Genomic DNA, 26,966 nt, shown 5'->3' with positions numbered 1-26,966 from the left:
ACCTAGAATTCGAACTGGAAGCGTGCGGCGTACACCATGCTGTCCCAGTCTTTCCGGCCGTCGCCGAAGCCGTCTTCACCGCGCTGCGCGTCCACGTACATGGCGTTCAGCTTCAGCACGATGTCGTCTTCCGGATACCAGTTCAGACCCACCGTATAGTGATCCAGTTTCTGCCTGTCCTCGCGGTTGTGATGCTCGTAAGAGTCCGCAGTGGCGAAGCGTGCGAGCAGTTTCCACGCACCGCGCCCACCAGCGCTCAACGGGGCGTTGACGCGTGTGGCACCGAAATCGCCGCTGAAGGGCCGGTAATTGCGCGTCTCTCCGGTCAGGAAATAGCTGGTCTGCACGTAGAAGCCTTCGGACGTCATGCTGGTCACGTCGTTACCCGGTTCATCATCGAACCCGTCGGAGCCGGAATCCCGGTTCAAGTCCTGGCGAATGTACTCCCCCTGCACAGAGAACGGCCCGACGCCGAACCCGCCCTCCAGTGCGAAGGTGGTGAAGTCTTCGACGTTCTCCATGTCATTCTCACCAATCATCCGGCCGTCCACGGCCCTTGTGCCCAGTCGCGTGCGCATCCGGACTGATTCGTACTCCCTGTCATCGCCGCCGCTGCGATCCCACTCGTAGGCATTCGCGCGGTAGTTGGCGGAAAGACCCAGGTGACTCCAGACATCTCGCTCGCGGTCGAACACAGGGGCGAAGGAGCCGCGCGCAGCAACGCTATACCCTTCGGTCACATCGCGATCACGTGCAACGCCATCCCCGCCGAAGGCGCCGAAGGCAAGGTAGTAGTCGGGCACCAGGGTTTCGTAGAGCAGACCGATCTGCCGACTGGGGCGATAGGCATCCACCGGTGCGGCACGCTCGATGAAGCTGATGCGGCGCGAGCTGGTGGAGCTCTCCAGGCTGAAAGGCTCTTTGAAATGACCGATGGCAAAGCGGGCGTTGTCGAACAGGTACGCCATGTAGGCATTGGCGAACCGGACCTCGTCGTCGCGGAAGTCGATTTCCAGCTGCCACTCCCAGTTGTCGTACATGACGCCCAGCGCGCCGAGACGAGCGCGGCGGATGATAGTACCGTAACGGGCCAGGTCGCCATCATCGGCGTCCTCGTCATCGGTGGTCGTGAACGGATCCTGCACGTAGGCGAAATCGGTCATGAGTCGGCCGCGAAGGCCGAATCGATGCTTGCCGTCCTCGGTCTCAACACGAAACTTGTTCACGCGCGTGCGCACCGGGTCGTCGCCGACATCCATCATGGGCTCGTAATCAAGCCCGCCAAAGCGCTGTGCGGAACTCTCCGCATGGACGGACGGGGCCGCAAGCAGAGCGGCTGCAAGTAACGCCGGGTAAGAACGCAGGACATGTCTGTTAATGCTCATTGGTTGCTCCCAAAGGTGATATCGGTCATCAGGGGAACAACGTTCCTTGGCCTGCCCCCGATTGGACCTGTGTTAGAAGGCTGAAAATGCCTCCGCAGCGTCCAATGCTGTTGTTGCAAAAACGCGACAGCGATCGCGTCGGCACAACAGGTGACAAGCATAGGGAGCGAAAATGACAGACCCGTGAGTCCCGGATGACATTCCGGTAACGGTTCAATGACGCCTCAGCAACAATGGTTGCGCGTTTTCTCGTGTTCTCTAACCCGAGTCCTTAGCATTTCGCGTGCCCTCTGGGCCACCGAGGCAACGCCGTCGGGCCGAAGACGTCACGTCACTACGGTGAGGGCCGAGAACTCCGCTTCAACTGGAACAGCACCAGCACGAAGGTCGTCACCAGAATGGTCACCGTTGCCATGGCCATGGCCTCGGCGATGGCGCCCTGCTCGAACTGGTTGAAGATGAAGGTGGCGGTGGTGTCCACCCCGGGCGGCAGCAGCAGAATGGAGGCCACCAGCTCCCGCATGCAGACGATGAAGGTGGTCAGCCATGCCGCCAGAAGTGCCGGCTTGAGCCGCGGCAGGACGATGCGCGTAAAGACCGTGAAGCGGCCTGCACCGAGGATGGCGGCGGCGTGCTCCAGGTTCTCGCCCATGCGCTGCAGGCTGGCGTTGGCGTAGTTCAGGGCATCGGTGATGTAGATCACCACGTAGGCCAGCAGCAGCATCCACACGGTGTTGTAGAGGTTGAACGGTACCCAGGGCGCGTTCCAGGCAAGAATGAGCGCCACCGCCATGACGATCTTGGGAATGACCCGGGGGAGCAGTGCGATCCCGTCGAGAATGCGCTGCAGCGTGCCGCTGGAGCGCACGTTCACGTAGGCAATGTAGCCGCCCAGGAGCACGCAGATCGTCGCCGCGGCCACACTCAGCCCCAGGCTCGTGAACAGCGCCTGGAACCCCCGGGCGCCGGGCTCGAACAGTGCCCCGTAATGGCGCAGGGTCAGGCCCTGCTCCGGCGCGCCCCAGTTATCGATGAGACTGGTCAGCACCATGGCGGCGTACGGCAGCACCGAGCTCAGCAGGAACAGTACGCCGATCAGCATCCAGCCCGCCCACTTGCCGGCAGGCCCCAGGGGATGGTCGGCACCCTGGCCCGGCTTGAACGCGCCACCGCCCAGCAGGCGTGAGAGCCAGCGGCTACCGTACATGCACAGCAGCGCGAACAGGCAGAGCAGACTGGAAAGCGAGGTGGCCAGGGCGAAATCCGCCGGCCAGCTGGTGATCAGGTAGAAGATTTCCGCCGGTAGCAGGGGCAGGTTGGCGCGGGTCCCGAGCACCGCCGGAACGCCGAAGTTGGACAGGGCCTCCAGGAAGACCAGCAGGCCGGAGTTGAAGACCGCCGGCAGCAGCAGGGGCAGCAGGATCCGCCAGGCACGCTGCCAGGAACGGGCACCGAGCATGGTGGCGGCGTCCTCGAAGCGCCGCGGCATGGACCCCAGCGTCGCCTCCACCGCCAGGGCCACGTAGCCGAACGAGGCCAGGGCCATGACCACCGTGACCCCCCAGAAGGAGAAGAACCAGGCACGCAACGCCTCCGGGACCCCGATTACGGCATCGGCGAAACCACCCTCCTGCATCACCAGGATGTAGGACAACGCCAGAATGTAGGGCGGTGTCATGATGGGTACCAGCAGCGACAGCCGGGCAAGCCCCTTGCCGGGCAGATCCGTGCGCGCCAGGAGATAGCCACAGGGGATTCCCAGAATCCAGCTCACCAGAGTGACCGCCCCCGCCCACCCCAGGGAAGTGAGAATCATCTCCGGCAGCTCCGGCGTGGTCCCGATCCGGAGATAGGCATCCATGAAGCCGTCCAGCGACCCCCCGAGAAGATCCGGAAAGACGCTCTGAGCAAACAGGATGGCCAGCGGATAACCGGCGGCAGCGCCCAGCACCAGGAGACAGAGCAGCAGCGGCAGCGAGACGCGGAAACAGACCGGCAGGGCGTGAAACACGGGGACTCCTAGTTCGGGTCGGCGATGACCTCGGCGCGCTCGACTTCAATCTGGAAACGCCGGAGTACGCGGTTCTGCTCCGCCAGCGCCGCGACCGGGTCGGACGGCAGCAACGCCGGTAGCGCATGCTCGCCGCGTGTCGCCGAGGGGGATATGCCGCGCCGGGCCGGAAGCAGGTGCTGCCCGGCGACCTCCTCCTGCATGGCGGCGCTGAAGTAGTGGTCCACGAACGCCCTCGCCGCCGCGACGTGCTGACTGCTGTCGAGGATGGCGATGGGCCGCCGCACGAGTGCCGATCCCGAGGGCGGATAGTGCATGACCAGCGGCGCGCCATCGGCAATCTGACGGTAGATGAGATAGTCCACCGCACCCACGATCAGATCGTAGGTGCCCACCAGGAGCCCGCTGATGGCCTGGCTGTTGGCGGCGGCGAAATCGAGGCCAGCCCGGCGCAGGCCCAGGAAGTCTTCCCACATGGTGTCGGGATGGGCCAGCGAGTAGGCAATCACGAAATCGGCGGCCGAACCGGAGCGCGAGGGGGACGGCATGGTCATGCGCCCCGGAAAGTCTCCCTGGAACAGTGCTTCCCAGTCCAGCTCCTCCCGGAACGCCTCCTCGCGCACCGCCATGCCCACCAGCGCGGCGGCCGTGGCGAAATAGTAGTGGTCAGGGTCGTGCCACTCGCCTTCGGTGTCCTCCAGCCACCCCGGGTCCGGGTAGGGCTGCAAACGCCCCTGGTCCTTCAGGGCTTCGGCGGCCACCTCGCTGGCGAAAATGACCACATCCGCCCGCGGCCGGTACCGCTCGGCCTCCAGGCGGGCCATCACCTGCCCGGTAGTGGCACCGAAGAACTCGACCCGCTGGCCCGTCTCCTCCACGTAGGCCTCGATCACGGCCTCGGCCAGGGGGCGCGGGCCGGCGGAGTAGACCACCAGCGCATCGTTATCGGTGTCCTGGCTGCACGCGGCGGCACCCAGGGCGAACAGCGCCGCCAGAATCACGAACGAACGGGGCATCAGCGTCAGCCGGCGAGAAACTGCATGGCATCCGCCGGGAAGCGCACCCGGACCGCGCCCCCTTCCCGAACCGGGCCATCCGCAAAGCCGCGGATCACCTGTCCGTTGGCGAAGCGCGCGAAGGCCTCGCGCCGGTCACCGAGAAAATTGGTGTGCTGGCAGTGGCCATCCAACTCCACCAGGTGATCCCCGGAGCAGCACTCCTCCGAGGAAATGCACACCGCTTCCCGGCGCACCAGGCATTGGCCCTGCTCCGGTACGTTGGCGGTCGCGCAGGCAACGGCCAGATCCTCACCGATCACGATGCCGGATCCGTTGCGCTGGTAGGGAAACAGGTTGCCAGTGCCGAGAAAGCCGGCGACGAAGGGCGTTGCCGGGTGATTGTAGATTGCCTCGGGTGGCGCGCACTGCTCGATTCGTCCCTGGTTCATGACGGCGATGCGGTCGCCCAGGGTGAACGCCTCGGCCTGGTCGTGAGTCACGTACAGGGCCGTCAGTCCCGTCTCCCGCAACAGGCTGGCGAGTTCATGCTTGAGATCCTCGCGTAGACGGGCATCCAGGGCGGAGAGGGGCTCGTCCAGCAGCAGCAGATCCGGTTCCACGGCCAAGGCCCTGGCGATGGCCACGCGCTGCTGCTGCCCGCCGGAGAGCTGATCCGGGCTGCGGTCCTTCAAATGAGCCATCTGCACTTGCTCCAGCACATGCTGCACCCGGCGCTTGCGCTCCGCCGCCGGGCGCCCCTGCATGCGCGGCCCGAAAGCCACGTTTTCGGCGACGGTCATGTGGGGCCAGAGGCTGAAATCCTGGAACACCATGGAGAAACCGCGTTTCTGCATGGGCACGTGAATGCCGCGCGCCGGCTCATCCAGGGTTCGACCCCGACAGCGCAAGGCGCCCACATCCGGACTGAGCATTCCGGTCATGATGTTGAGCAGCGTGCTCTTGCCGCAGCCGGACGGCCCGAGCAGCACCACGCATTCCCCCTTTCTCACTGACAGATCGATGCCATTCAGGACGGTGGTTCCGCTGAACGCCTTCGTGACACCTTCGCACTCGAGAAACGCGGCCATGCTGGTCACCTGATGGTTTGCCCGGGACTGACCCGCGCCTGAATTCTGCGCCATGACAAGGGTTTTACCTCAGGTGTGTTGCACGGGTATGACAAGCGGGCGCTGCAGTAACCTTACCGTCATGGCAGCGTCACCATGCCGTCACTGTCACGTCATTCCTTATCGCCACGGTAGTGGTCAACGGTCATCAGCAACCCACCCTGGAGGTTTCCACATGAAACGGCTTTTCCATGCTCGTTCCACCGCCACAGCCAGACTGCTTCTACTCGCCGGCGTCGCTGGGGCGGCAACCGCTGTCTCGGCCGATGAGCCGACCCCGAGCGGCGACGTGCTGACGGTCTACCTGCACGACCATGGCGATGCCATTGCCGAGCGTTTCACCGAGGATACCGGCATCGAGGCCCAGATCGTCGACATGAGCGGCGGCGAGATCCTGGCCCGCATCGAGGCCGAGCGCGCCAACCCGCAGTGGGACGTGGTGTACGTGCAGGGGCACGGCAGTGTGCACCGGCTCTACGAGACCGGCCAGCTGCTGGATGACGGCTGGCAACCGGACGCCGCCGAGAACTACACCGAGATGGGTCGCGAGATCTACGAACAGGACCCGGAGACCGCCTGGTGGCCGGTGACGGTGAACGCCCCCGCGCTGCTTGTGTACAACCCGGACTACGTGGACGCCGAAGACGTCACCAGCTGGGACGCCCTGCACGACCCGCAGTTCGAGGGCCGCGTGGGCATGCCGGATCCGGCCATCAGCGGCCCAGCCTACCCCTACGTGTCCTGGTTCTTCGAGGACGACATGGATGCCGGCTACGAATTCTGGGAACAGGTCTTCGACAAAGGCGTACGCATGTACCGCTCCAACAGCCCGGTGGCCGAAGCCCTGGCCGCGGGTGACATCTGGGTCGCCGGCCTGGAAGAGCCCAACACCTATGGCGAGGTGGAAAAGGAAGAGAGCATCGAGGTGGTTTACCCCGATGAAGGCACCCCCGGCGCCGCCCGCGCCGTGGGCATCTCCGCTGACACGGAAGTGTCCGATGACGCCAAGGCCTTCATCGAGTGGATGCTCTCCGCCGAGACCCAGCAGTACCTCACCGAGATCGAGCACCGCAACAAGTACTTCGTGCCGCTGATCGAGGGCGCCGAGCCCAACGACCTGCTGCCCCCGAACCAGTTCCTGGATCAGGTCACCCCGTACGAGTTCACGGACTACGAATGGGCCGGCGAGGTGGAAGAGGAAATCAAGCGCTGGTTCAGCGACATGGCTCAGTGAAGACGCCACTGTCGCGGCTATTGACCGCGCCGGAATGACACGCACGGGTGGAGCCCTCAGGGGCTTCGCCCGTCTTTACGTTCCGGGCCAGGACACGGACACGCCTGCCACGGATCGATCATCACCGGAGTGTTCGCACCATGTCGGTCACCACCGATACGCGCCGGAACTCACCGCTGACGGGGTTTCTGGCGCGCCTTCCCAAACCCGAGAGCCTGCTGGGCTGGTTCATTGCCGCAACCCTGGTGGTGCTGGTGGGCCTGCCGCTGGCGGCCATTCTGCTGCACCTGGCCTACCCGCAGCTGTACCTGGGCATCTTCGATCTCGGCGACTTCGACCTGTTCACCGATCTCTGGGAGCGGCGCCTGTGGCGCACTGCCGTGCAGAACTCCCTGTACCTGTCCTTCGGCACCATGGTGATCGGCACCTTCATCGGTGCCGGCATGGCGTACCTGCGCCACACCTACCGGTTTCCCACCGCCGGGCTGATCGACTTCGCCGCCTGGTTCGTACTGGTGATGCCGTCGTTCATCATCGCCCAGGGCTGGGTCCTGTTCGGGCGCAGCGGCGGCACGGCGCACCAGATGGGCATGCCCTGGCTGGGCGAGTTCATCTTCTCCCTGCCGGGGCTGGTCATGGTGATGAGCCTGGCGAACTTCCCCCTGGCCTACCTGGCCTTCAGCGCCGCCCTGCACTGGAACGTGCGCAGCCTGGAGCAGGCCGCGCGCCTGGCCGGTGCCACCTCCGCCCAGGTGGTGCGCACCATCAAGCTGCCGCTGCTGCTGCCGGCACTGCTGTCCGCCGCCATCCTGGTGTTCGTGGACACGGTGGGCGACTTCGGTCTGCCCGCCGCGTTCCTGTCGGTGTTCCGGTTCCCGCTGATCCCGTACGTGATCCGCCAGGAAATCCAGACGGTGCCCGTCTCGTTCGAAGGGGCGGCGGTGCTGGCGTCGGTGCTGGTGGCCATGGTGGCGATTGCCATTACCATCCAGATCCGGCTGCTCCGCAACGCCGGCGCCGACTTCCTCACCGGCGGCGCGCGCCCCGTGGACCGGCCGCGTCCGCGCTTCTGGCCCCTGCTCACCGGGCTCAATGTCACGTTCCTGGGCCTGGCGATCTTCGCACCCCTGGGCACCAGCCTGTCGGTATCGTTCCTGCAGCGCTACAGTGCCGGGTTCACCCTGGACAACCTGACGCTGCTGAACTACCGGGCCGTGCTCTCCGAAGGCTCGGTGCTGCTCCCCGCCATGGCCAACTCGTTCGGCATCGCCTTTGGTGCCGCACTGATTGCCCTGGCCGTGGGTTTTCTGGCGGCCTATCTACTCGCCTACAGCGGCTCACGGCTGCGCCGGTTCATCGACATCACCTCCACCGTCACCCTGGCGGTACCGGGCATCGTGCTGGCGGTGGGCTATATCCTCTGGTGGAACCAGCGCTGGCTGGCGGACTGGGGCATCCAGGTCTACAACACGCCCTGGGTCATCGTGCTGTGCTCGGCGGCCGCATCCATCCCCATCGCCGTGCGCGTGGTACTCGGCAACGTGGCGCAGGTGCCCAAGTCGTTCCTGAACAGCGCGGCGCTCCAGGGCGCTGGGTTGTGGACACGCATCCGCACGGTCCTCATGCCGCTGACCCTGGCGGGGCTGCTGTCTGCCGGCCTGGCGGTGTTCGCCACCAGCGTCTTCGACCTGGCCATCACCACCATGCTGCAGCCCTCGGGATTTCCCACGATCCCGGTGATCATCGATGAACATTTCCGCACAGTTCAGTACGGCTGGGCCACGGCGGCCACGGTGATCGTCTGCCTTATCACCGCCAGCATCATCGTCACCACGCGCTTCCTGGTGAAGCGCCTTTTCCGACAGTACTTCGCGACAGGAGGCTCACAATGACGAGCAATACGGCGGAAGTCGCCATTCACGATCTCACCCGGCACATCGGCGCCGTCCGCGCCCTGGACGGGGTCAGCCTGGAGATTCCCACCGGCGAGACCCTGGCGGTGCTGGGGCCGTCCGGCTGCGGCAAGTCTACCCTGCTGCGCCTGCTGGCCGGCCTGGACACCCCCACCGGCGGCGAGATCCACATCGCCGGGCAGAAGGTCAACGGCAACGGCCTGGAGGTGCCGCCGGAGCGCCGGCCGGTGAACATGGTGTTCCAGGATTTCGCACTGTGGCCGCACATGAACGTGAAGCAGATCCTGCAGTACGGCATGAAGTATCGGGGTATCGCGCGCGGCCGGCGCGACCAGCGTGTGACGGAACTGCTTGAACTGGTGGACCTGGGCGGTATGGAAAAGCGCTACCCGCGTGAGCTCTCCGGCGGTCAGCAACAGCGCGTGGCCATCGCCCGGGCGCTGGCCACCGAGCCGCGGGTACTGCTGTTCGACGAGCCGCTGTCGAACCTGGACTCCCAGCTGCGGCAGCAGATGCGCGACGACCTGGCGCGGATGCTCCGGGAACTGGGCACCACGGCACTGTACGTCACCCACGACCTGCAGGAAGCCCTGGCCCTGGGGCAGCGCGTAGTGGTCATGCAGGCGGGGCGCATTGCCCAGATCGACGAGACCCGCGAACTCTTCCGCAAGCCGGCAACGCCCTGGGTCGCGGAACTGGTGGGTTACGCCAACATCCTGGACGGTCGTATCCTTCGGCGCGAGGACGACTGGGCACTGGTGCAGACGGGGCAGCAGACACTCTGGGCACATTGCCGCGACCAGGGGCTGGCCACCGGCGACGCCACACAGGTCATGTTCCAGCCACGGGGTTGTCGACTGAGCCACAAAGGCGCCCAGGAAAGCAATCTGAACACGCTGCCGGTGCAGGTGGAACAGCAGGTTTTCGAGGGGCACGGCTGGCGCATCAACTGCCGCCACGGGCAGCGCCTGCTGCAGGTCCACGACGCCCTGCCCCATGATGCCGGGACGGGAATGTCCGTGGCATTCGAGAAGGCCGCAACCCATGCTTACCGTGCGGACGCGGAGGCAGTGCCAGCCTCCCGGCAGACGGAGTCCGCCGCCCGAATCGCTTGATCATGCGTTCGCCCGAAGCAAAAAGCCCCGGCCGACTGGCCGGGGCTTTCATCGGTGCTGAATCAGCTCGCGTCAGAAGCTGTACTGCATCCGCGCCAGCACGAAGTTGGGGCTGTCGTCCATGGTCTCGCCGCCGGTGAGATCCGAAACCGCCTGGCTGTCCTTGACGTCTGCCATGACGTAGTTGGCCATGAACCGCAGGTTGCTGCTGTAGTAGTAGTTCACGCCCAGGGTGAGGTTGGTCTGCTCGCCGCCCATGACGTCCTCGTCATTGAGGTCCATGTGGCTGTAGCGGGCCGCCACTTCCCAGGCACCACCGGGGCCGCGGGGGGTAATGCCGCCGAAAGAGCCGCCGCCGTAGCTGCGGGACTCTCCGGTGAGCACGTAGCTGACCTGAGCATGGTAGCCGTCGAAGCTGACGTCTTCACCGTTGTCGCGGTCCACGTCCACGTTCAGGTACTCGGCTTCCGCGGAGAACGGCCCGGCCTGGTAGGCCAGCTCCAGGCCATACTTGGTGGTGGAGTCGGCGATGATGTCGAAACCGCCGGTGCTGATGAGTCGCGTATTCGGATCGGCACGCCCTTCCGGGCGGTCACTGAAGCTGCGAGGCGCGTAGCCGCTGTCGGAATCGAGATCCTCGTACACCACCGAGGCACCCAGATGCAGCAGCTGTCCCTGGCCGATAGACGGGTTGAACACACCGCGGCCGGCAACGCCCAGCGGCATGTCGCCGTCCTCACGACCGCCCAGATCGCGACCGAAAAGTGCGGTCTGGAACGTGAACATGTCCTCGGAGACATCGTAGAAGAAGCCGAGACGGCGCGAATCCGGAATGATGTTCTGGGGGCTCGCCCGCTCGATGAAGGTGATGCTGTTGGAACTGGTGAGCTGATTGAGACCCATGGGGACCTTGGTCTGGCCGATGGTCAAACGGCCCGGGCCGACACCCCGGCGCAAGCGGTAATCCGCGGCGCTGAGGCTACCTTCAGTGACATTGGTCTCGATGCGGAAATCCCAGTTCTCGTCAAGGTCCCCGCCGACACCGAAGCGTGCCCGGCGGTTGTTGAAGCCGTCGTCGAACTCGACGTTATCCTCGTCATAAAAGCCCGCGTCCAGGTGCAAGCGGCCGCGTACCTCGAATTCCGGATACGCAAAGGCCTGCGAAACGCCGGCCAGGCCCATGCCTGCCGCAATGCCCAGTGCTGTCAGTTTGGTGGTGGTGTTCACAATGCCTCCATCGGGTAGTTCGTATGAAATTCCGGCGCCAACATTAGGCCGCGGACATGACGATTTGCTGACCAAGCGGTGACCGTTTGGTGACATGCGACGGTTGTTGCGCCGACACCACCAGCAGCGGCCTCACGCGGCACTCCCCCGACACCCACGGTCACGAAACGGTTACATCGGCGTCATCCGCTGGTCATGTGTCCGCGCAAGACTCCGGCACAGGCAATGGTTCGGGAGCTGACCACCATGTACATCGCACTGGTATCCGAGACGTATCGCCCTGAGACGAACGGTGTCGCCATGACGCTGGGCAGACTGGTGGATCATCTCGCCGCTTCCGGCCACACCGTTGACGTCATCACGCCCGCCGCCCGGTGTTCCGGAGATGACGGCAACGTTGCCACGGTGACCCTGCCGGGCCTGGACCTGCCCGGTTACCCGGGCGTGCGTTTCGGCCTGCCCGCGGTCCGCCGCCTGACTTCCCGATGGCACCGTCAGCGGCCGGACGTTGTCTACGTCGCCACCCAGGGCCCTCTGGGCTGGGCGGCTGTCCGCGCTGCAAAGCGTCTGCAGCTGCCGGCCGTGTCCGGCTACCACACCCACTTCGCCGACTACAGTCGACACTACGGGCTGGGGGTTGCCGCCCCGGTCCTGGAGGGGTACCTGCGGCGGTTTCACCGACGCACGGCGCTGACCCTGGCGCCCACGGCGGCACTGGCGGATGAACTCCGGCGCTCGGGCTTCGGCAGTGTGGATGTCCTGCCCCGCGGCGTGGACACCACGCAGTTCTCCCCGGAACACCGTGACCGGAGCCTGCGGTCAAGCTGGGGCGTCATGCCGGGGAGCACCGTGGTGCTGTACGTCGGCCGGATCGCCCCGGAGAAGAATCTGGAGCTGGCCGTGCGGGCATTCCGCGCCATACAGGCAAGCAATCCGCAGGCGCGGTTCGTCCTTGTCGGCGACGGGCCATCGCGGGCCGATCTGCAGGACCGCAACCCGGACTTCATTTTCACCGGTACGCTCAACGGCCAGACCCTCGCCGAGTATTACGCCTCTGCGGATCTGTTTCTGTTCCCCAGTCTCACCGACACCTTCGGTAACGTGGTCATGGAAGCAATGGCCAGCGGTCTGCCCGTGGCGGCCTTCGACAGCGGCGCCGCCGCCGAGCACATCCGCCCGTTCTACAGCGGCGTGATCGCACCGTTCGGCGACGCCGACCGGTTCGTCGCCCTGAGCATTCTCCTGGGACGGGAGCAGCGCCTGCGCCAGCGCTTCGGCGCCCTGGCGCGCTGCAGCGTGCGACGGCACAGCTGGAACCAGGTCGGTCAGCGATTTGCCCACCTGCTGGAACAGGCAGCGGGCTCCAGAGAAGCCAGCCCCCGGGGCACCCCGGTCCTCTCCCGCGTGAGCTGATCGCACTTGGTGCCGCCGGCCATCCCCGCGACCGCGGACCGCGGCATCGGCTGCCCGTTTGTCATTAATCCGTCACACCCCTTCAACAGTCATGCAATCCGCAGCTGCAACCCTGCCAGCCGTTGTTACCTGATTCATTCACGAGCGACTGGAGGTTTCCGATGAAACGCACCATCACCCTCTCCGCACTCTCCCTGGCGGCCCTGATGGCACTTCCCAACCTGGCCGCGGCAAGCGCGGCAGACGACGTGGCGGAGTACTGTGATAGCCCGCTGCGCCTGGCCGACACCGGCATCGAGGGCGCCGAGGAACTGCGCCGGGCGTTCGCCCCCTTTGCCGAGGAGTTCAGTGAACTCACCGGCGTCGACATGGAATTCTTCCCGCTCAGCGACCGTACCTCCGCGGCCAATGCCCTGCGCTACGATTCCATCGATCTGGTACTGGCGGGCCCCTCGGAGTACGTGGTCATGACCGCCGTCTCGGGTAACGTGTCGCCGTCCTTCGGCCTGGAACGGGACGGCTACGGCGCCTACATCGTCGCCCACAGCGACCTCGGCATGGAGAGCATCGAGGATCTGGAAGGCCATCACCTGGCGTTCGGCGACGTGGGCTCCACCACCAACCACATCACCCAGGGCTGGATGATCGAGGATGCCGGCCTGAGCCTGGGCGATGACGTGCGCTACACCCACGCCGGCGACGCCCGCGTTCAGACGTTCGTCAACGGCGACGTGGACGCCGCCGCGGTGGGCTACCGGGATGTGGACATCATCGAGGAGTACGACCCGGACCTGGAGTACGACATCATCGCCGACAGCGGCACCATGCCGCGGGACGTCTTCGTGGCCCGGGACGCCCTGGGCGAGAACTGCATCCGCGCCATCAGCGAGACGGCCATGCAGTACGAGGACCAGCTGTTCCAGGCCTTCGTGCAGCCGGCTGCCGACGAACCGGACACCGACGAGGGTCAGGAACGCTCCAAGTACCTGGGTGCGACCTTCGTCAACGACATCACCGACGACGAGTACGACATGGTGCGCGAAGCCTATGAAGTGCTCGGCCTCGAGCTCTGAGGCACACGCCTGGCGGTGCATCGGGGCGGATCGGGTAAACCCGGACCGCCCCGATGACTTAACGGCCAGGGAAACGCGCCGTATCCCGACGGAGGCTTCCCCATGACAATTATCCAGGTGGACAACGTCCATAAGCGCTTCGGAACGGTCCATGTCCTGCGCGGCATCGAGTTCCGCATCCCGGAGCGCGAAGGCGCCGTACTACTCGGTGCCAACGGCTGCGGCAAATCCACGCTCATGCGCTGCATGAACGGCCTGGCACGCCCGGAACAGGGCTCCATCCACGTGCACGGCACCGACGTGGCCAGCTGCAGCCAGCGCAAGCTGCGCGGGGTGCGCCGGCAGATCGGCATGGTGTTCCAGAACTTCAACCTGGTCACCAACCTGAGCGTGTTCCAGAACGTGCTCTACGGCGGACTGGCGCGTCACCGCAGCTTCTTCTCTGTCGCCGCGCCACTCGCATCGAAGGAAGAGCGCAACTACGCCATGCACTGCCTGGAGCGCGTACAGCTGGCCCACTGCTCGCATCAGCGCGCCGATCAGCTCTCCGGCGGTCAGCAGCAGCGGGTGGCCATCGCCCGCATGCTCATGCAGCGCCCCTCCGTGGTGCTCGCCGACGAGCCCGTTGCCAGCCTCGACCCGAAGGCGGCGCGGGAAGTCATGAATCTGCTGTGGAGCGTGGTGCGTGAGGAAGGCATGACGCTGTTGTGCACGCTGCACCAGCTGGACTTCGCCCTGGAGTACGGCGACCGCGTCATCGGCATGAAAGCCGGCCACGTGCAGGTGGACCGCCCCATGAACCAGACCGACCGCACCGAACTGCAGTCTCTTTACGAGGGCAACGTGCGCGTGGACGAGACCCCGTCCGAATCGACGGTGCCGCTCAGGCAGGTCTCCTGAGGCACCGCCCGATTTACTTCGACCGTTCAGGAGTTGACTTCAATGGCCTCCCCCGAACAGCCCCGGGACCACCATGGCCCCCAGCCCAGCCGGTTCGAGCTGCCCTCCGTATTCACCTGGGTGGTCCTGGTGGGTTTTCTCGCCTTCTTCATCCAGGGCATCGTCGCCGTGGACGTGGAGGGCTCGCGCCTGATCGCCGGCGTCGGCAACATGGGCGACTTCATTTCCCGGGCCGTGCCGCCGGACATGAGCCGGCTCGGCCCGATCACCGGTTACATGCTGGAGACGCTGAACATGGCCATCGTCGGTGTGGCCTTCGGCGTGGTACTCAGCGTGCCGCTGGCGCTGCTGTCGTCCCGGAACACCGCGCCCCACCCCATCGTCCGGGTCATGGCCCGGGGGATCACGGCCGTACTGCGCACCATCCCCGAGCTGATCTGGGCATTGATCTTCGTCGCCGCCGTCGGCCTCGGCCCGCTGGCCGGCATTCTCGCCATCATCATGGACACCATCGGCTTCTGCGCCCGCTTCTTCGCCGAGCGCATCGAGGAGATCCGCGCCGGGCCGTCGGAGGCAATTCAGTCCACCGGCGGCGGGCGCAGCGCGGTGATCTTTGGCGCTATTCTGCCGGAGGCCATGCCGTCCATGACCGCCACCAGCCTGTTCGGGGTGGAAAAGGCCATCCGCTCAGCGGTGATCCTCGGCCTGGTGGGCGCGGGCGGCATCGGCGTGGAACTGAACACGGCCATGAGCCTGTACCGCTACGACGTGGCCCTGACCATCATCATGGTGATTGTGGCCGTGGTGGTCGTGGTGGAGACGGTCTCCTCCGCGATCCGGCGACGGATCATGTAGCCAGCCCTTCACAGGATTGCAACGTGATGGTCACAGACGTGTCATATTACACTGCTTCAATACCGGCAACTTCAGAGACGCCCGAGGCCGGCATGACCCGAACGATTCTGGTCGTCGACGATGAGCAGCCCATCCGTGAAATGGTGGAGTTCAGCCTGGAACGCGCGGGCTTCAACGTTGTAGAGGCAGCGGATGGCGCCGAGGCCCGGGTCGCCATCGCGGACCAGCGACCCGACCTGATCCTGCTGGACTGGATGCTGCCCGATGTCAGCGGGCTCGACCTGGCTCGGGCCCTGCGCCGGGAGAACCTGGCCCGGGAAATCCCCATTGTCATGCTCACTGCCCGCACCGAAGAAGAGGACAAGGTCCGGGGGCTGGACGCCGGCGCCGATGACTACGTCACCAAGCCCTTCGGTCCGCGGGAGCTGATCGCCCGCATCAAGGCAGTGCTTCGCCGGGCCGCGGGGGATGCCAGTGACGAGGTGCTGGGAACGGGGCCGCTGCGGATCGAGGTGGCAGCGCACCGGGTCCTGGTGCATGACGAGGCCGTGCATCTGGGCGCCACGGAGTTCCGCCTGCTCAAATTCTTTGTCGCACACCCTGAACGGGTCTACACTCGCGAACAGCTCCTGGATCACGTCTGGGGGCCGAACGTGTATGTCGAGGAGCGCACCGTGGACGTCCACATCCGGCGTCTGCGCAAGGCGCTGGACGGCACCGGTGCGGAGCGGTTCGTGCAGACCGTGCGGGGCGCGGGGTATCGTTTTTCCACCCGCGACTGAGGGCGGCCCATCGTGCGAATGCGCATTCCCTGCCGTGGCCCAGTACTCCGCACCCGGCGATTGAGGGATCGGACGCGGCATGATCTATCACTCACCCTGGCCGGCGGAAATCCGCCGGATCGCGCTCATCATGATTCCGGCAATCGGTGCCGGGCTCGTGCTTGATCTTGTCTGGCCGGCGCTGCTCCTCGGCGTAACCGGGTATCTCGCCTGGCACATCTGGCAGCAGTACCGCCTGGTGCAATGGCTTCGCTACTCGCGCAGCATGCATCCCCCGGAGAGCACGGGCCTGTGGGGCGAGATCTACGATCAGGTCTACTCCATGCAGCGGCGCAACCACCGCCGCAAGAAGCGTCTGCGCGCGATCCTGCGCGAGTTCCGGCAGTCCACGGCCGCCATGCCGGACGGTACCGTGGTGCTGACGCCGGATCACCGCATTGTCTGGTTCAACGCGGCAGCACAGCGGATGTTGCAGTTGAACACCGGCGACGACATGGGTCAGCACATTCTCAACCTGCTGCGCAGCCCGCGCTTTGCCGAGTACTTCCACGGCGATGCCTTCCACGAGCCGGTGGAGCTGGACAGCCCGTTCCAGGACGGCGTGCGCCTGTCCCTGCAACTGATCCCCTACGGCCGCGACCAGCGGCTACTGATCATCCGCGACATCACCCGCATGCACCGGCTGGAGCAGGTACGCCGGGACTTCGTGGCCAACGCCTCCCACGAACTGCGCACGCCGCTGACCGTGATCACCGGCTACCTCGAGCACATGCGCGACGACGACGGCGCCGCGGCCGAGGAATGGCGACGGCCCGTGGAGGAGATGTACGCGCAGTCGGCGCGCATGCGCAGTATTCTCGAGGATCTGTTGCTGCTGTCACGCCTGGATGCCCAGCCGGACCCGGAGTCCGAGGAGCCGGTCCGGGTGGCGGAGGTGATCCGCAGTATCTGCCGGGATGGCCGTGTCGTGGCCGGCAACACGGTGGAGCTGGACTGCAGCATTGCCGAGGGAGTACTCATTCACGGTACCCACGCGGAACTGCGCAGTGCCTTCTCCAATCTGGTCCAGAACGCCGTTAAATACACGCCCTCCGGCGGCGAGGTCACGCTGCGGTGGTACATCGACGACGACGGCAGCGGCTGTTTCGAGGTCACCGACACCGGGATCGGCATCGCCCCGGAGCACATCCCGCGACTGACCGAGCGATTCTACCGGGTGGACGAGGGACGCTCCCGCGACAAGGGCGGCACCGGCCTGGGGCTGTCCATCGTGCGTCATGCGCTGCAACGCCACGACGCCACCCTGGAGGTGGACAGTACGGTGGGCCGGGGCAGTACGTTCCGGGCGCGGTTCCCGGCGACACGGCTGTATCCGGAAGGGCCGAGGTCGGTGGCGGCGGCAGAAGGCGGTTAACCGAAGCCCACAATGGTGGATCTGAAGGTCCACCCTACCCATCCATGCTGCGGTGCAGCGGTGCATCAAACAGGCGTAGGGCGGACCTGAAGGTCCGCCGAACAGGCATCGATGAAGCGCCCCGGCTCGCGTGTCGTTTGACGGCGGACCTGAAGGTCCGCCCTACAGTTCCTACAGTTCGTGGCGCATTTCCTCCAGCCAGTCCGCCATGACGCTGCTGATCTGCGGGTCGCCGGATTCCGCGCCGATCTCCAGATAGTGCATTGCGCGCTCCGGATCCCGGTCCACACCCAATCCTTCCCGGTACATGCGCGCCAGGTAATAGCTGGCCAGGACCAGCCCCTCGTCCAGGGCCGCCTCGAAGTGGGCCCGGGCCTCGTCGGCACGGCGTTCGTCCCCGCCCACCACGTCGGTTAGCAGAATCGAGCCCAAGCCCAGATGGGCCTCGTGGTAGCCGTGCTCGATGGCATGCTGGAACCAGTGCTCGGCGCGCTCGCGGTGCGGGTCAACCAACTCCCCTTCCAGGTAATCCCAGGCCAGTCGCAAGGCGAAACCCGTCTCACCCGCCTCCACGCCCCGCTCCAGCCATTCCAGCGCCCGTTCGCCGTCCTGCTCCACTCCGCGGCCGTGCTGATGGAAATAGCCCAGATGAATCTTCGCTTCACTGCTGCCGGCGTCCGCGGCGGCTTCCAGCCACTCATGGGCTTCCGTGTAGGCACCCTCCGCGGAATGCTCCAGGGCAATCGCCAGCCGCTCGGTGGCGGACCGGTCCGCGACGGCGGACTCCGACCACTGCGGCGCAGCCGCGTGCAGCGCGGACGGAGCAATCAGGCACAGTGCCAGGGAAGCACTCAGAACACGTTGATACATTAATGATGTCCTCAGATCAGCCAGGTGGTGCCGAGCCGCGTGGCCGGCGCGGCACCGGGAATGAGACTCACCGCCTGCCAGCCGAAGGCGAAGATCACCAGTGCCGCGGCGCCAAGACTGGCGGCGTAGTGGCCGATGCGGTTGCCCGGGCGCATGCCCAGGACGACCACGAACGCCGCGTACAGCAGCACGAAGCTGTAGGCGACGCACGCCAGCGCCAGGTGCGGCCCCCAGGGCCAGGGCAGCGCGGCGACCACGTTACCCAGCCAGGCGGGGATAAGCGCCACGGACACCGCCGCCAGGGCGCGGTGGAAATCGGAGCGTCCCTGGAACAGGTCGCACAGGTAATGGGCGGCGGCGGCCAGGCCCAGCACGCCCACCAGTTGCGTGAGCGCGCTGTAGAGGGCGAATGCCACCGGGTCGGGCCGTGTCTCCGGTGGAAAACCCGACGGGATCACCGCGTGAGCGCCACCCGCCGCCAGCACGCTGAGCACGATCATGGGCACCGTGAATCCCAGCAGCAGGGGCCGGATGCCCGGGTCCTGCTCCCGCCATTGCTGCAGGATCGCGCGCGGGCGGAAGAACACCCCCGCCAGGGACTGCCACGCCCACCTCAACCGCGGTCTCCCGTGGCCTCCCGGGCCATCTGGTCGAAGCTGGTGTGCCGCACGTCTTTGCCGCGCACGAAGTAGACCACGTACTCGCAGATATTGCGGGCGCGGTCACCGATGCGCTCCATGGAGCGGGCCGACCAGACGATGTCCATGATCCGGGGAATACTCTCCGGCGATTTCATCATCTGATCCATCAGGCGCTGCAGGACCACCTCGTACTGGCTGTCCGCCTGGATGTCCTGCTGCGCCACCCGAACGGCGGCGGCGGCATCCATGCGTGCCACCGCGTCCAGGGAACCGCGCAGCATGTCACGGACATGGTTGCCGAAGGCGCCCATTTCCTTCATGGGCGCCACCGCCCGATCGTCATCCAACAGGTGCAGCGCCATGCGGCCGATGCGCTCGGCCTCGTCGCCGATGCGCTCCAGGTCGGTGATGGTCTTGACCACGGCCATGACCAGACGCAGATCGCTGGCGGTGGGCTGACGGCGCACCAGCACGTGGGTGCACTCCTCGTCCAGCTCCACTTCCAGGGAGTTGATTTTGTAGTCGCTGGTCACCACCGTCTGCGCCAGCTCCTTGTCGCCGTCGACCATGGCGGTCACGGCGTCGGTCAACTGCTGCTCCACCATGCCGCCCATGGCCAGCACGCGGCTGTGGATATCCTCCAGCTCCTCGTTGAACTGGTGGGAGATGTGCTGCTTGAAGAAGTTCTCGTCGATGGAATCGTCGGTCATGACCCTCGCTCCTTGGCCCGATCGGGGCCCGATGGCGGCCCGGCGCGTTAGCCGTGCCGGCCGGTGATATAGTCCTCCGTCGCCTTCTTCGACGGATTGGTAAACAGCGTATCGGTGTCGTTGAACTCCATGAGCTCACCCAGGTAAAGATACGCCGTGTAGTCGGACACCCGCGCCGCCTGCTGCATGTTGTGGGTCACGATGGCGATGGTGTAGTGCTTCTTCAGCTCGAAGATCAGTTCCTCGATCTTCAGCGTCGCCAGCGGGTCCAGGGCCGACGCCGGCTCGTCCAGCAGCAGCACCTCCGGCTCGATGGCCACGGCGCGGGCGATCACCAGCCGCTGCTGCTGCCCGCCGGACAACCCGAAGGCATTCTCGTGCAGGCGATCCTTTACCTCGTCCCACAGCGCCGCCTGGCGCAGGGACTTTTCCACCACTTCGTCCAGGGCGCGGCGCTTGCGCACCCCCTGCAGCCGCAGGCCGTAGGCCACGTTCTCGTAGATGGACTTGGGGAACGGGTTGGGCTTCTGGAACACCATGCCGACGCGCCGTCGCAGCTCGGGCACGTCCACGGAGCGGTCGTGAATGTCCTCGCCGTCGATTCGGATCCCGCCCTCGATGCGACAGCCGTCGATGAGGTCGTTCATGCGATTCATGCACCGCAACAGGGTGGACTTGCCGCAGCCCGATGGACCGATGAAGGCGGTCACCCGCTGGCGCGGGATCTTCATGTCGATGCCCTTGAGGGCCTGGTCGTCGCCGTACCACAGCTTGAGCTGGTCGATCTCGACGCAGATGTCCTCGTTGCGGATATTCAGCTGCCGCTGTCCGCCGGCGCGGCCACGCTCGGTGCTCGTGGCGTGGGTCGGGGTGGTGCGGGTCTCGGTGTCGCTCATGGCTGGAATCCTGCCTTTCGTTGATCGCAGCCGGAGGCCTGGCCACCGGCACGCATGGGGTCAGTCGCTCTCGGCGCGGTAACGCTCCCGCAGGTGGTTGCGGATCCCGATCGCGGTGAGGTTGAGAACAATGATGATCAGCACCAGGATGAAGGCGGTGGCGTACACCAGCGGGCGCCCGGCCTCCACGTTGGGGCTCTGGAAGCCCACGTCGAAGATGTGGAAACCCAGGTGCATGAAGCTGCGGTCCAGGTGGATCAACGGGAAGTTGCCGTCCACCGGCAGCGCCGGCGCCAGCTTGACCACGCCCACAAGCATCAGCGGAGCCACTTCGCCGGCGGCACGGCCCACCGCCAGGATCAGCCCGGTGATCATCGCCGGTGTCGCCAGTGGCACCACGGTGCGCCACAGCATCTCGCCCTTGGTGGCCCCCAGGGCCAGGGCACCATGGCGGATGGAGCCTGGAATGCGCGACAACCCCTCCTCGGTGGAGACGATCACCACCGGCAGCGTGAGCAGGGCCAGGGTCAGCGAGGCCCAGAGCACGCCGCCCTTGCCGAAGGTGGGCGATGGCAGTCGCTCGGAATAAAAGAGCTGGTCGATGCCGCCGCCCATGAAGTAGACGAAGAAACCCAGGCCGAAGACACCGAAGACGATGGACGGCACCCCGGCCAGATTGTTCACCGAGATGCGAATGGTGCGGATCAGCGGCCCCTGCTTGGCATACTCGCGCATATAGATGGCGGCAAGCACGCCGAAGGGGGTGACGAACACCGCCATGACCAGGGTCATGAGCACGGTGCCGAAGATCGCCGGCAGGATGCCACCCTCAGTGTTGGCCTCCCGCGGATAACCGGAGACGAAGTCCCAGAACTCGCCCACGTAGAACACCGCCTTGTCACCGAGACTCATGGCGTTGGGACGACTGGGCTTGACGATATCGCCCAGAGCCATGGTGACCTCGCGACCCTCGATGGTCTCGAAGGTAGCCTGGTAGCGGCCCACCTCCTCCAGCAACTCGTTGCGGCGTTCCACCAGCTGGTCGTACTCCGCCTCCCAGCGGTCACGCTCTTCCTGCAGTGCTGCGGCGCGCTCCTGCCGCTCGGCCTCGGCGAGGGTCTCGTCGGCGCGCAGGCGTCGCTCGGCCAGCCGGAGCTCCTCGATCTCGGCGTTGACGTTGCCGATTTCCACGCGCTCGATGCGCCCGATCTCCTCGATACGCGGCACATTCTCCGAGAACAGCCGCTCGAACACCTCCCAGGTCTCATCACCGTCGGCAATGACTTCATCGCCCTCGCGCATCTCCCGGATAAAGCCGAAGAAATCACCCCATTGCCGACGTTCCAGGCGGACCGCGTCCTCCGGGTAGCGCCACTCGGACATGTTCTCCGCCACGTACCAGGTGAAGTCCCGGTCGGTGATGTCGCGGTTGCCGCGCTTGATACGGTGGCGGGTGACCAGGTCGCCGTCCTCGTCCACCTCGAAGCCGCGCTCACGGGCCGCGCGCACGCTTAACACCTCGGAGCGGTCCACCTCGCCGAGAACCCGCACCGGCTCCTCACCCGGCTCGGCATACTCGAAGGCGACGATATCGTTAGGCCAGAAGTGCTGCAGCCCCATGAAGCTGATATGGCCGATGAGTCCCACCACCAGCACCAGACTCAAGGCCGCGGCCCCGGCATTCAGCCAGATCCAGGGGGTGCCTCGCTTGAACCAGTTACGCATGCAGGTCTCCCGGGTCCGTGATCACAGGCTGCTGTACTTCTTGCGCAGACGGTGGCGCACCACCTCGGCAAGGGTGTTGAGGATGAAGGTCATGAGGAACAGCACCAGGGCCGCCAGGAACAGGATGCGGTAGTGGGTGCCCCCGACCGCCGCCTCCGGCATCTCCACCGCGATGTTCGCGGAGAGGGTGCGCATGCCCTCGAAAATGTTGAAGTTGATGACGGGGCTGTTGCCCGTGGCCATGAGCACGATCATGGTCTCGCCCACGGCGCGGCCAAAGCCGATCATCACCGCCGAGAAGATGCCCGGGCTGGCGGTGAGCAGCACCACGCTGGCCATGGCCTGCCAGGGCGTCGCGCCCAGCGCCAGTGCGCCCTGGGTGAGGTGCTTGGGCACGTTGAAGATGGCGTCCTCGGAGATGGAATAGATGGTGGGGATTACAGCGAAGCCCATGGCCATGCCCACCACCAGGGCGTTGCGCTGGTCGTAGTTGATCCCCTGGCTGGTGAGCCACTGACGCATGTCACCGTTGAACAACCACACTTCCACATAGGGGCTCATGCTGGCCGCGAACCAGCCCACCGCCACCACCACCGGAATCAGCAGCGCCGCTTCCCAGCCCGCCGGTACCAGGCCGCGGGCGCCCTCCGGCAACACCCGGGTCCACAGCCAGGCACCGACGATGAACGCCAGAGGCATGAGCAGTAGAACGCTGAACACCGCCGGCAGGTTGTTCTCCACGTAGGGAGCGGCCCACAGCCCCGCCAGGAAACCCAGGATCACCGTGGGCAGCGCCTCCATGATCTCGATGGTGGGCTTGGTGAGCGTGCGCATGCGCGGCGCCATGAAGTACGCGGAGTAGATGGCAGCCAGGATGGCCAGGGGGGCGGCGAACAGCATGGCGTAGAACGCCCCTTTCAGCGTGCCCACGGTCAGCGGCACCATGGAGAACTTGGGTTCGAACTCCTGCGTCGCGGAGGACGACTGCCACACGAACGCCGGGTTGTTCCGACCCTCGTACCAGACCTTCTGCCACAGTGCGCCGAAGGAGACCTCCGGATGAGGGTTGTGCACGTTCAGGTAGCGGAAGCCGCCATCCTGGCCGACGATCAGCATGCCGTCCTGGCGCGGCGCCATGGAGACGGAATCCACGTTGATCTCTTCGCCCAGGGCCAGACGCGCCATGGTCCGATGGGAGGTGGCGTAGTGCAGCCGGACGGTGCCGTCGGCTGCGGCGGTGGCGAAGCCCTTGCGCGCATGTTCCGGGCCGATACTGGTCACCGGGGCATCGTGGGACTCGAAACTGCGCACCCGCGTCAGCCGACGCTCGCCGGCCTCGTTCCGGGCCAGGAACCACTGGGACACCGACCCGTCCGAGCCGCCGGCGATCAGTGACACGGAGCCGAGCAGGAATTCCAGGGCGGTGACTTCCGCGTCGTCGCCCTGGATGGCCCGCTCGCTGGCTACCAGGCGCGGGTTTCCGAGACGGGAGATATCGTAGTAATGCAACCGGCCGTCAGCGCCGCCGACGAACAGGTTGCGCATAGTGGTGTCCAGCAGAATCTGGGTTACCTCGACGCCGTCATCCGGCCACGGCATCTCGTAGACCTTGCGCTCCACGGTGACATCCCCGGTGAGGAAGTCCTCGTCCTCTTCCAGCAGCACCACGCGCAATCGCTGGTGCTCGTTGTTCGCCGCGACAATGGCGGTGCCCCGCCCGCCGCGCTGCACGCCGATGACATCCACCGAGTGCCCGTCCGCGGCGAAGACGTCCAACGGTTCCCCGTCGCCCTCGGGGTAGGTGATGTTCGGCGTGATCTGCCGCTCGCCGCCGGGGAAGGAGACGTCGTAGTCGTGGCGGGCGAATATGGCCGTGCCATTGTCCAGACCGTAGCCCACCAGGCGGCTCCGCGCCTCGCCGGTGGCAAAGTCGGTCACTTCCACGCCTTCCGGACGGTTGAGGACCTCCTCCTGGAGCACCTCCCCGGTGGCCGGACGGAAGAAGACGGCACGGGCATCATCGGTGAAGCGCACCCCCACCTCGCGGTAGCGCTCCATGGCAGTGTGCAGGGTGGCCGCGCCCCCGTCTCCGGGCGCGTCATAGGCGCCGGCCGCCTCCATTTCGGCACTGCCGAAGATGGGCGCGGTCTCGGAGAACAGGTAGACGAAAATCAGGATCAGGGTGCCGATCACCCCGATGCCGAAGGTCGCGATGGTGCCCTTGCCCGCCCAGTCCTTGATGGCGCGCCAACGCCGCAGCCGCTCGCGCTGGCGGGGTCCCGGCATGTACGAGCGCGCCCCGGTGGCGCCGGCGCCTGATGAGTCGGATGCTGCAGCTTCAGTCATGGCAAGGGCCCGGTGTTGGCTTGACTGGTGCGGATGGTAGTCGTAGCCCATGACAGTTTGGTTACCATTTCACGAAGGAAATGTGACACGCCGGAAACGCAAAAAAGGCGCCACGACCGCATGGACCGTGACGCCTGCGCTGGCTCGGTCCCGGAGACGCGTCACCGGGACACCGAGCCGTCAGTCAGTCAATGCCGAGTTCGGCCCGCGCCCGGGACGCGGCACTCTCCGGCAGCGGGATGAAGCCGTCACGGACCACGACTTGTTGGCCCTCGGCGGACAGTACGAGCCGCAGGAACTCCCGCTCGATGGGGGGCAGATCCTCGTTGGGATCCTTGTTCACGTACACGTAGAGGAAGCGGGCCAGCGGGTAATCACCACTCACGGCGTTCTCGGCGTTGGGCTCGAACAACTCGCCGTCTTCCTGCCCCAGGGAAATGGCGCGCACGCCGGAGGTGCGGTAGCCAATTCCGGAGTAGCCGATGCCGTTGAGGGACTCGGTTACACCCTGAACCACCGAGGCGGAGCCGGGCTGCTCATTGATAGCATCCTTGAAGTCGCCGTCGCACAGGGCGTGCTCACGGAAGTAACCGTAGGTGCCGGAGACGGCGTTGCGGCTGTACAGCGTGAAGTCCCGATCCTCCCAGGAGCCGTCCAGACCCACCTGCCCCCAGGTGGTGATGTCCTCCGGGTGGCCACAGCGGCGGGTCTCCGAGAAGATGGCGTCCACCTGCGGGAGAGTCAGCCCCTCAATGGGATTGTCGCGGTTGACGAACACGGCGATGGTGTCGATCGCCGTGCGCACCAGCGTCGGCGGGTAGCCGTGAGCCTCCTCGAAGGTCTGGATTTCCGACTCGCGCATCTGCCGGCTCATGGGCCCGAAGTTGGCTGTACCCTCGGCGAGGGCGGTGGGCGCGGTGGAGGACCCGGCGCCCTCGATCTGGATGTTGACATTGGGGTAGACGTCGTTGAACTCCTCCGCCCACAGGGTCATGAGGTTGTTCAGCGTATCGGAACCCTGGCTGGAGAGGTTGCCGGAGATACCGGAGACGCCACTGTAGGACGGCAGGTCCGGGTCGACATCCGCGGAGGCGGTGGCGGCGGCCAGCGCCAGGGCCGAGGCGGTCAGTGTCACAAGGCTGTTACGGAACATAGGGTTGACTCCACCGTTTTTCGATCGTGATTGTTCAAGCCGCCTGGTCTGTAAGCGGCTGACGTGGAGTATGGGAAGGGCGTCTGACAGGACCATGAACTCCCCATGACGGTTTTGTGACATGCGCCGGCAATCCCCCCTGTGCACCCGGTGGCGACATGGGCGATACTACCAAGGGTCCAATGACGCAGCCCGGGGAGCCCCCATGGATTTCTATTACAGCCTGACCTCACCTTACGCCCGGGTCGTGCGCGTGGCCCTGATGGAAAAGGAAAGGAATGACGCCGTCACCCACCATGTGGTGAACCCGTGGGAGGATGCTCCGGAGCTGGTGCGGGCAAACCCGCTGGTCCGGGTCCCGACCCTGGTCACGGACGACGGCACACCGCTGACCGAGTGCCTGCTGCTCATCCGCTTCCTGGAGCGGGAGTGGCCGAGCCACTCCCTGCTGCCCAAGACCGGCTACAGCCGCAACATGAGCGAGGCGGGGCTGGCCATGGGCCTGATCGACACGGCGGTACACAAGCTGCTCGGACGCAAGATCGCCGGCGACGCCTTCGATGAGTCCGCACTGGGACAGCGCCGTAACCGGGCCGTAGTCTCGGCCCTGGACGCCATGGACAAGGCGCCCCCGGGGCCGTTTCCGGAGCTCGGCGCCATTGCCACGCTGGTGGCGCTGGACTACCTGGCGTTCCGCTTCCCGGAGTTCGACTGGCCCAAGGGCCGGCCGGCCCTGACTGCCTGGCACGCCGATCATGCCGGTCGCAGTTCCGTCACGGAGACCGCCCCGCGGGACGGCTGAGCCGAACCCGAGGACAATGCCCCCAAATCAAAGCGCCCGCCGGAAGGCGGGCGCACGGGCTCGTTACGCAATCGCGGCGCTCAGTTGTCGCCGACAGTCAAACGGTCGCGATTGTTCTCCAGTGTGGACGGACCAACACCGTCCACATCGGTCAGTGCCTCCACGCTGGCAAAGGCGCCATTGGTCTCGCGGTAGTCCACGATGGCCTGGGCTCGAGCGTCACCGACGCCGGTGAGCTGCTCTGCCAGAGTGGGCGCATCCGCCGTGTTGATGTCCACGGTATCGGCCAGGGCAACGCCGCTGGCAACCACGGACAGGCACAGGGAGAGAAAAACGAGACGAATCGTCTTCCACATGATCAACTCCTTTTGCGATT

Annotated in this window: 23 protein-coding genes; 10 read left to right on the top strand and 13 right to left on the bottom strand. The window is 65.8% G+C overall.

The genetic code is table 11. The annotated features are described in order from the left end of the window. Nucleotides 1-2: 2 nt before the first annotated feature. The 4 genes from KU884_RS05165 to KU884_RS05150 form a co-directional block, all read right to left on the bottom strand. Entirely contained in the window at nucleotides 3-1,385 is a 1,383-nt protein-coding gene (locus KU884_RS05165) for an OprO/OprP family phosphate-selective porin (protein ID WP_167781613.1), read from the bottom strand. A gap of 334 nt (nucleotides 1,386-1,719) precedes the next feature. After that, nucleotides 1,720-3,396, bottom strand: a complete 1,677-nt coding sequence (locus tag KU884_RS05160; protein ID WP_254432179.1) for an iron ABC transporter permease — start codon at nucleotides 3,394-3,396, stop codon at nucleotides 1,720-1,722. 8 nt (nucleotides 3,397-3,404) lie between these two features. Further along, nucleotides 3,405-4,412, bottom strand: a complete 1,008-nt coding sequence (locus tag KU884_RS05155) for an extracellular solute-binding protein (RefSeq protein ID WP_167781612.1) — start codon at nucleotides 4,410-4,412, stop codon at nucleotides 3,405-3,407. A 5-nt stretch (nucleotides 4,413-4,417) separates the two neighbouring features. Next, nucleotides 4,418-5,482: an ABC transporter ATP-binding protein gene (locus KU884_RS05150; RefSeq protein ID WP_167781611.1), complete on the bottom strand. Its 1,065-nt coding sequence runs from the start codon at nucleotides 5,480-5,482 to the stop codon at nucleotides 4,418-4,420. Between the two features lie 214 nt (nucleotides 5,483-5,696). On the opposite strand from KU884_RS05150, the gene KU884_RS05145 reads away from it, so the two are divergent. From KU884_RS05145 to KU884_RS05135, 3 genes are all read left to right on the top strand, one after another. Then, on the top strand, nucleotides 5,697-6,755 hold the full coding sequence (locus KU884_RS05145; RefSeq protein ID WP_167781610.1) for an ABC transporter substrate-binding protein: 1,059 nt from the start codon (nucleotides 5,697-5,699) through the stop codon (nucleotides 6,753-6,755). A gap of 140 nt (nucleotides 6,756-6,895) precedes the next feature. Further along, nucleotides 6,896-8,647, top strand: coding sequence for an iron ABC transporter permease (locus KU884_RS05140; RefSeq protein ID WP_167781609.1), 1,752 nt, complete (start codon nucleotides 6,896-6,898; stop codon nucleotides 8,645-8,647). Beyond that, nucleotides 8,644-9,783 carry an ABC transporter ATP-binding protein gene (locus KU884_RS05135; protein WP_167781608.1) on the top strand — a complete coding sequence of 380 codons (1,140 nt, stop codon included), beginning with the start codon at nucleotides 8,644-8,646 and terminating at the stop codon, nucleotides 9,781-9,783. The genes KU884_RS05140 and KU884_RS05135 overlap by 4 nt, the downstream gene beginning before the upstream one ends. Before the next feature lie 72 nt (nucleotides 9,784-9,855). Here KU884_RS05135 and KU884_RS05130 read toward each other — a convergent pair whose 3' ends face one another. Beyond that, on the bottom strand, nucleotides 9,856-11,010 hold the full coding sequence (locus tag KU884_RS05130; RefSeq protein ID WP_254432178.1) for an OprO/OprP family phosphate-selective porin: 1,155 nt from the start codon (nucleotides 11,008-11,010) through the stop codon (nucleotides 9,856-9,858). Nucleotides 11,011-11,256: 246 nt separating this feature from the next. Here KU884_RS05130 and KU884_RS05125 point away from each other — a divergent pair, with 246 nt between their 5' ends. The 6 genes from KU884_RS05125 (at nucleotide 11,257) to phoR (ending at nucleotide 17,447) form a co-directional block, all read left to right on the top strand. After that, nucleotides 11,257-12,423 carry a glycosyltransferase family 1 protein gene (locus tag KU884_RS05125; protein ID WP_167781607.1) on the top strand — a complete coding sequence of 389 codons (1,167 nt, stop codon included), beginning with the start codon at nucleotides 11,257-11,259 and terminating at the stop codon, nucleotides 12,421-12,423. A 161-nt stretch (nucleotides 12,424-12,584) separates the two neighbouring features. Continuing rightward, a complete protein-coding gene (locus tag KU884_RS05120) occupies nucleotides 12,585-13,496 on the top strand; it encodes a phosphate/phosphite/phosphonate ABC transporter substrate-binding protein (RefSeq protein ID WP_167781606.1) in 912 nt (303 codons plus the stop codon). A 102-nt stretch (nucleotides 13,497-13,598) separates the two neighbouring features. Continuing rightward, nucleotides 13,599-14,396 (top strand): phosphonate ABC transporter ATP-binding protein, encoded by a 798-nt coding sequence (gene phnC, locus KU884_RS05115; RefSeq protein ID WP_167781605.1) that lies wholly within the window; start codon nucleotides 13,599-13,601, stop codon nucleotides 14,394-14,396. Between the two features lie 42 nt (nucleotides 14,397-14,438). Next, on the top strand, nucleotides 14,439-15,251 hold the full coding sequence (phnE, locus tag KU884_RS05110; RefSeq protein ID WP_167781604.1) for a phosphonate ABC transporter, permease protein PhnE: 813 nt from the start codon (nucleotides 14,439-14,441) through the stop codon (nucleotides 15,249-15,251). Between the two features lie 92 nt (nucleotides 15,252-15,343). Beyond that, entirely contained in the window at nucleotides 15,344-16,033 is a 690-nt protein-coding gene (phoB, locus tag KU884_RS05105) for a phosphate regulon transcriptional regulator PhoB (RefSeq protein ID WP_167781603.1), read from the top strand. Nucleotides 16,034-16,112: 79 nt separating this feature from the next. Beyond that, a complete protein-coding gene (gene phoR / locus KU884_RS05100; RefSeq protein ID WP_167781602.1) occupies nucleotides 16,113-17,447 on the top strand; it encodes a phosphate regulon sensor histidine kinase PhoR in 1,335 nt (444 codons plus the stop codon). Nucleotides 17,448-17,618: 171 nt separating this feature from the next. On the opposite strand, the gene KU884_RS05095 is transcribed toward phoR, so the two are convergent. From KU884_RS05095 to KU884_RS05065, 7 genes are all read right to left on the bottom strand, one after another. Beyond that, nucleotides 17,619-18,317 carry a tetratricopeptide repeat protein gene (locus KU884_RS05095; RefSeq protein ID WP_167781601.1) on the bottom strand — a complete coding sequence of 233 codons (699 nt, stop codon included), beginning with the start codon at nucleotides 18,315-18,317 and terminating at the stop codon, nucleotides 17,619-17,621. 11 nt (nucleotides 18,318-18,328) lie between these two features. Further along, nucleotides 18,329-18,934, bottom strand: a complete 606-nt coding sequence (locus KU884_RS05090) for a Yip1 family protein (RefSeq protein WP_167781600.1) — start codon at nucleotides 18,932-18,934, stop codon at nucleotides 18,329-18,331. Further along, complete coding sequence (gene phoU / locus KU884_RS05085) at nucleotides 18,931-19,653, bottom strand: phosphate signaling complex protein PhoU (RefSeq protein ID WP_167784125.1); 723 nt, start codon at nucleotides 19,651-19,653, stop codon at nucleotides 18,931-18,933. Before phoU ends, KU884_RS05090 begins: the two co-directional genes overlap by 4 nt. A 62-nt stretch (nucleotides 19,654-19,715) precedes the next feature. Then, nucleotides 19,716-20,564, bottom strand: a complete 849-nt coding sequence (gene pstB / locus KU884_RS05080; RefSeq protein ID WP_167781599.1) for a phosphate ABC transporter ATP-binding protein PstB — start codon at nucleotides 20,562-20,564, stop codon at nucleotides 19,716-19,718. A gap of 60 nt (nucleotides 20,565-20,624) precedes the next feature. Beyond that, nucleotides 20,625-22,289, bottom strand: a complete 1,665-nt coding sequence (pstA, locus tag KU884_RS05075; RefSeq protein WP_167781598.1) for a phosphate ABC transporter permease PstA — start codon at nucleotides 22,287-22,289, stop codon at nucleotides 20,625-20,627. Between the two features lie 21 nt (nucleotides 22,290-22,310). Then, complete coding sequence (locus tag KU884_RS05070; protein ID WP_167784124.1) at nucleotides 22,311-24,575, bottom strand: ABC transporter permease subunit; 2,265 nt, start codon at nucleotides 24,573-24,575, stop codon at nucleotides 22,311-22,313. A gap of 244 nt (nucleotides 24,576-24,819) precedes the next feature. Then, nucleotides 24,820-25,788 (bottom strand): PstS family phosphate ABC transporter substrate-binding protein, encoded by a 969-nt coding sequence (locus tag KU884_RS05065; protein ID WP_167781597.1) that lies wholly within the window; start codon nucleotides 25,786-25,788, stop codon nucleotides 24,820-24,822. Between the two features lie 205 nt (nucleotides 25,789-25,993). On the opposite strand from KU884_RS05065, the gene KU884_RS05060 reads away from it, so the two are divergent. Beyond that, nucleotides 25,994-26,590, top strand: a complete 597-nt coding sequence (locus tag KU884_RS05060; protein WP_167781596.1) for a glutathione S-transferase family protein — start codon at nucleotides 25,994-25,996, stop codon at nucleotides 26,588-26,590. Between the two features lie 80 nt (nucleotides 26,591-26,670). On the opposite strand, the gene KU884_RS05055 is transcribed toward KU884_RS05060, so the two are convergent. After that, nucleotides 26,671-26,946, bottom strand: coding sequence for a ComEA family DNA-binding protein (locus KU884_RS05055; RefSeq protein ID WP_167781595.1), 276 nt, complete (start codon nucleotides 26,944-26,946; stop codon nucleotides 26,671-26,673). Nucleotides 26,947-26,966 lie beyond the last annotated feature (20 nt).

Origin of the sequence: Aquisalimonas sp. 2447 (genome assembly GCF_012044895.1) — a bacterium.
Classification (GTDB): Bacteria; Pseudomonadota; Gammaproteobacteria; order Nitrococcales; family Aquisalimonadaceae; genus Aquisalimonas.
Note: the sequence above shows the minus strand (reverse complement) of the source record. Positions and strands in the feature narration are given on the sequence as shown.

Bases quoted from the DNA above. Each gene is read 5' to 3' on its own strand.
- KU884_RS05140 (WP_167781609.1), top strand. From the start codon at position 6,896: ATGTCGGTCACCACCGATACGCGCCGGAACTCACCGCTGACGGGGTTT.
- phnE (WP_167781604.1), top strand. From the start codon at position 14,439: ATGGCCTCCCCCGAACAGCCCCGGGACCACCATGGCCCCCAGCCCAGC.
- KU884_RS05165 (WP_167781613.1), bottom strand. From the start codon at position 1,385: ATGAGCATTAACAGACATGTCCTGCGTTCTTACCCGGCGTTACTTGCA.
- KU884_RS05060 (WP_167781596.1), top strand. From the start codon at position 25,994: ATGGATTTCTATTACAGCCTGACCTCACCTTACGCCCGGGTCGTGCGC.
- KU884_RS05155 (WP_167781612.1), bottom strand. From the start codon at position 4,412: ATGCCCCGTTCGTTCGTGATTCTGGCGGCGCTGTTCGCCCTGGGTGCC.
- pstA (WP_167781598.1), bottom strand. From the start codon at position 22,289: ATGCGTAACTGGTTCAAGCGAGGCACCCCCTGGATCTGGCTGAATGCC.
- KU884_RS05065 (WP_167781597.1), bottom strand. From the start codon at position 25,788: ATGTTCCGTAACAGCCTTGTGACACTGACCGCCTCGGCCCTGGCGCTG.
- KU884_RS05150 (WP_167781611.1), bottom strand. From the start codon at position 5,482: ATGGCCGCGTTTCTCGAGTGCGAAGGTGTCACGAAGGCGTTCAGCGGA.
- KU884_RS05125 (WP_167781607.1), top strand. From the start codon at position 11,257: ATGTACATCGCACTGGTATCCGAGACGTATCGCCCTGAGACGAACGGT.
- KU884_RS05070 (WP_167784124.1), bottom strand. From the start codon at position 24,575: ATGCCGGGACCCCGCCAGCGCGAGCGGCTGCGGCGTTGGCGCGCCATC.
- phnC (WP_167781605.1), top strand. From the start codon at position 13,599: ATGACAATTATCCAGGTGGACAACGTCCATAAGCGCTTCGGAACGGTC.
- pstB (WP_167781599.1), bottom strand. From the start codon at position 20,564: ATGAGCGACACCGAGACCCGCACCACCCCGACCCACGCCACGAGCACC.
- KU884_RS05135 (WP_167781608.1), top strand. From the start codon at position 8,644: ATGACGAGCAATACGGCGGAAGTCGCCATTCACGATCTCACCCGGCAC.
- KU884_RS05055 (WP_167781595.1), bottom strand. From the start codon at position 26,946: ATGTGGAAGACGATTCGTCTCGTTTTTCTCTCCCTGTGCCTGTCCGTG.
- KU884_RS05095 (WP_167781601.1), bottom strand. From the start codon at position 18,317: ATGTATCAACGTGTTCTGAGTGCTTCCCTGGCACTGTGCCTGATTGCT.
- phoB (WP_167781603.1), top strand. From the start codon at position 15,344: ATGACCCGAACGATTCTGGTCGTCGACGATGAGCAGCCCATCCGTGAA.
- KU884_RS05120 (WP_167781606.1), top strand. From the start codon at position 12,585: ATGAAACGCACCATCACCCTCTCCGCACTCTCCCTGGCGGCCCTGATG.
- phoR (WP_167781602.1), top strand. From the start codon at position 16,113: ATGATCTATCACTCACCCTGGCCGGCGGAAATCCGCCGGATCGCGCTC.
- KU884_RS05145 (WP_167781610.1), top strand. From the start codon at position 5,697: ATGAAACGGCTTTTCCATGCTCGTTCCACCGCCACAGCCAGACTGCTT.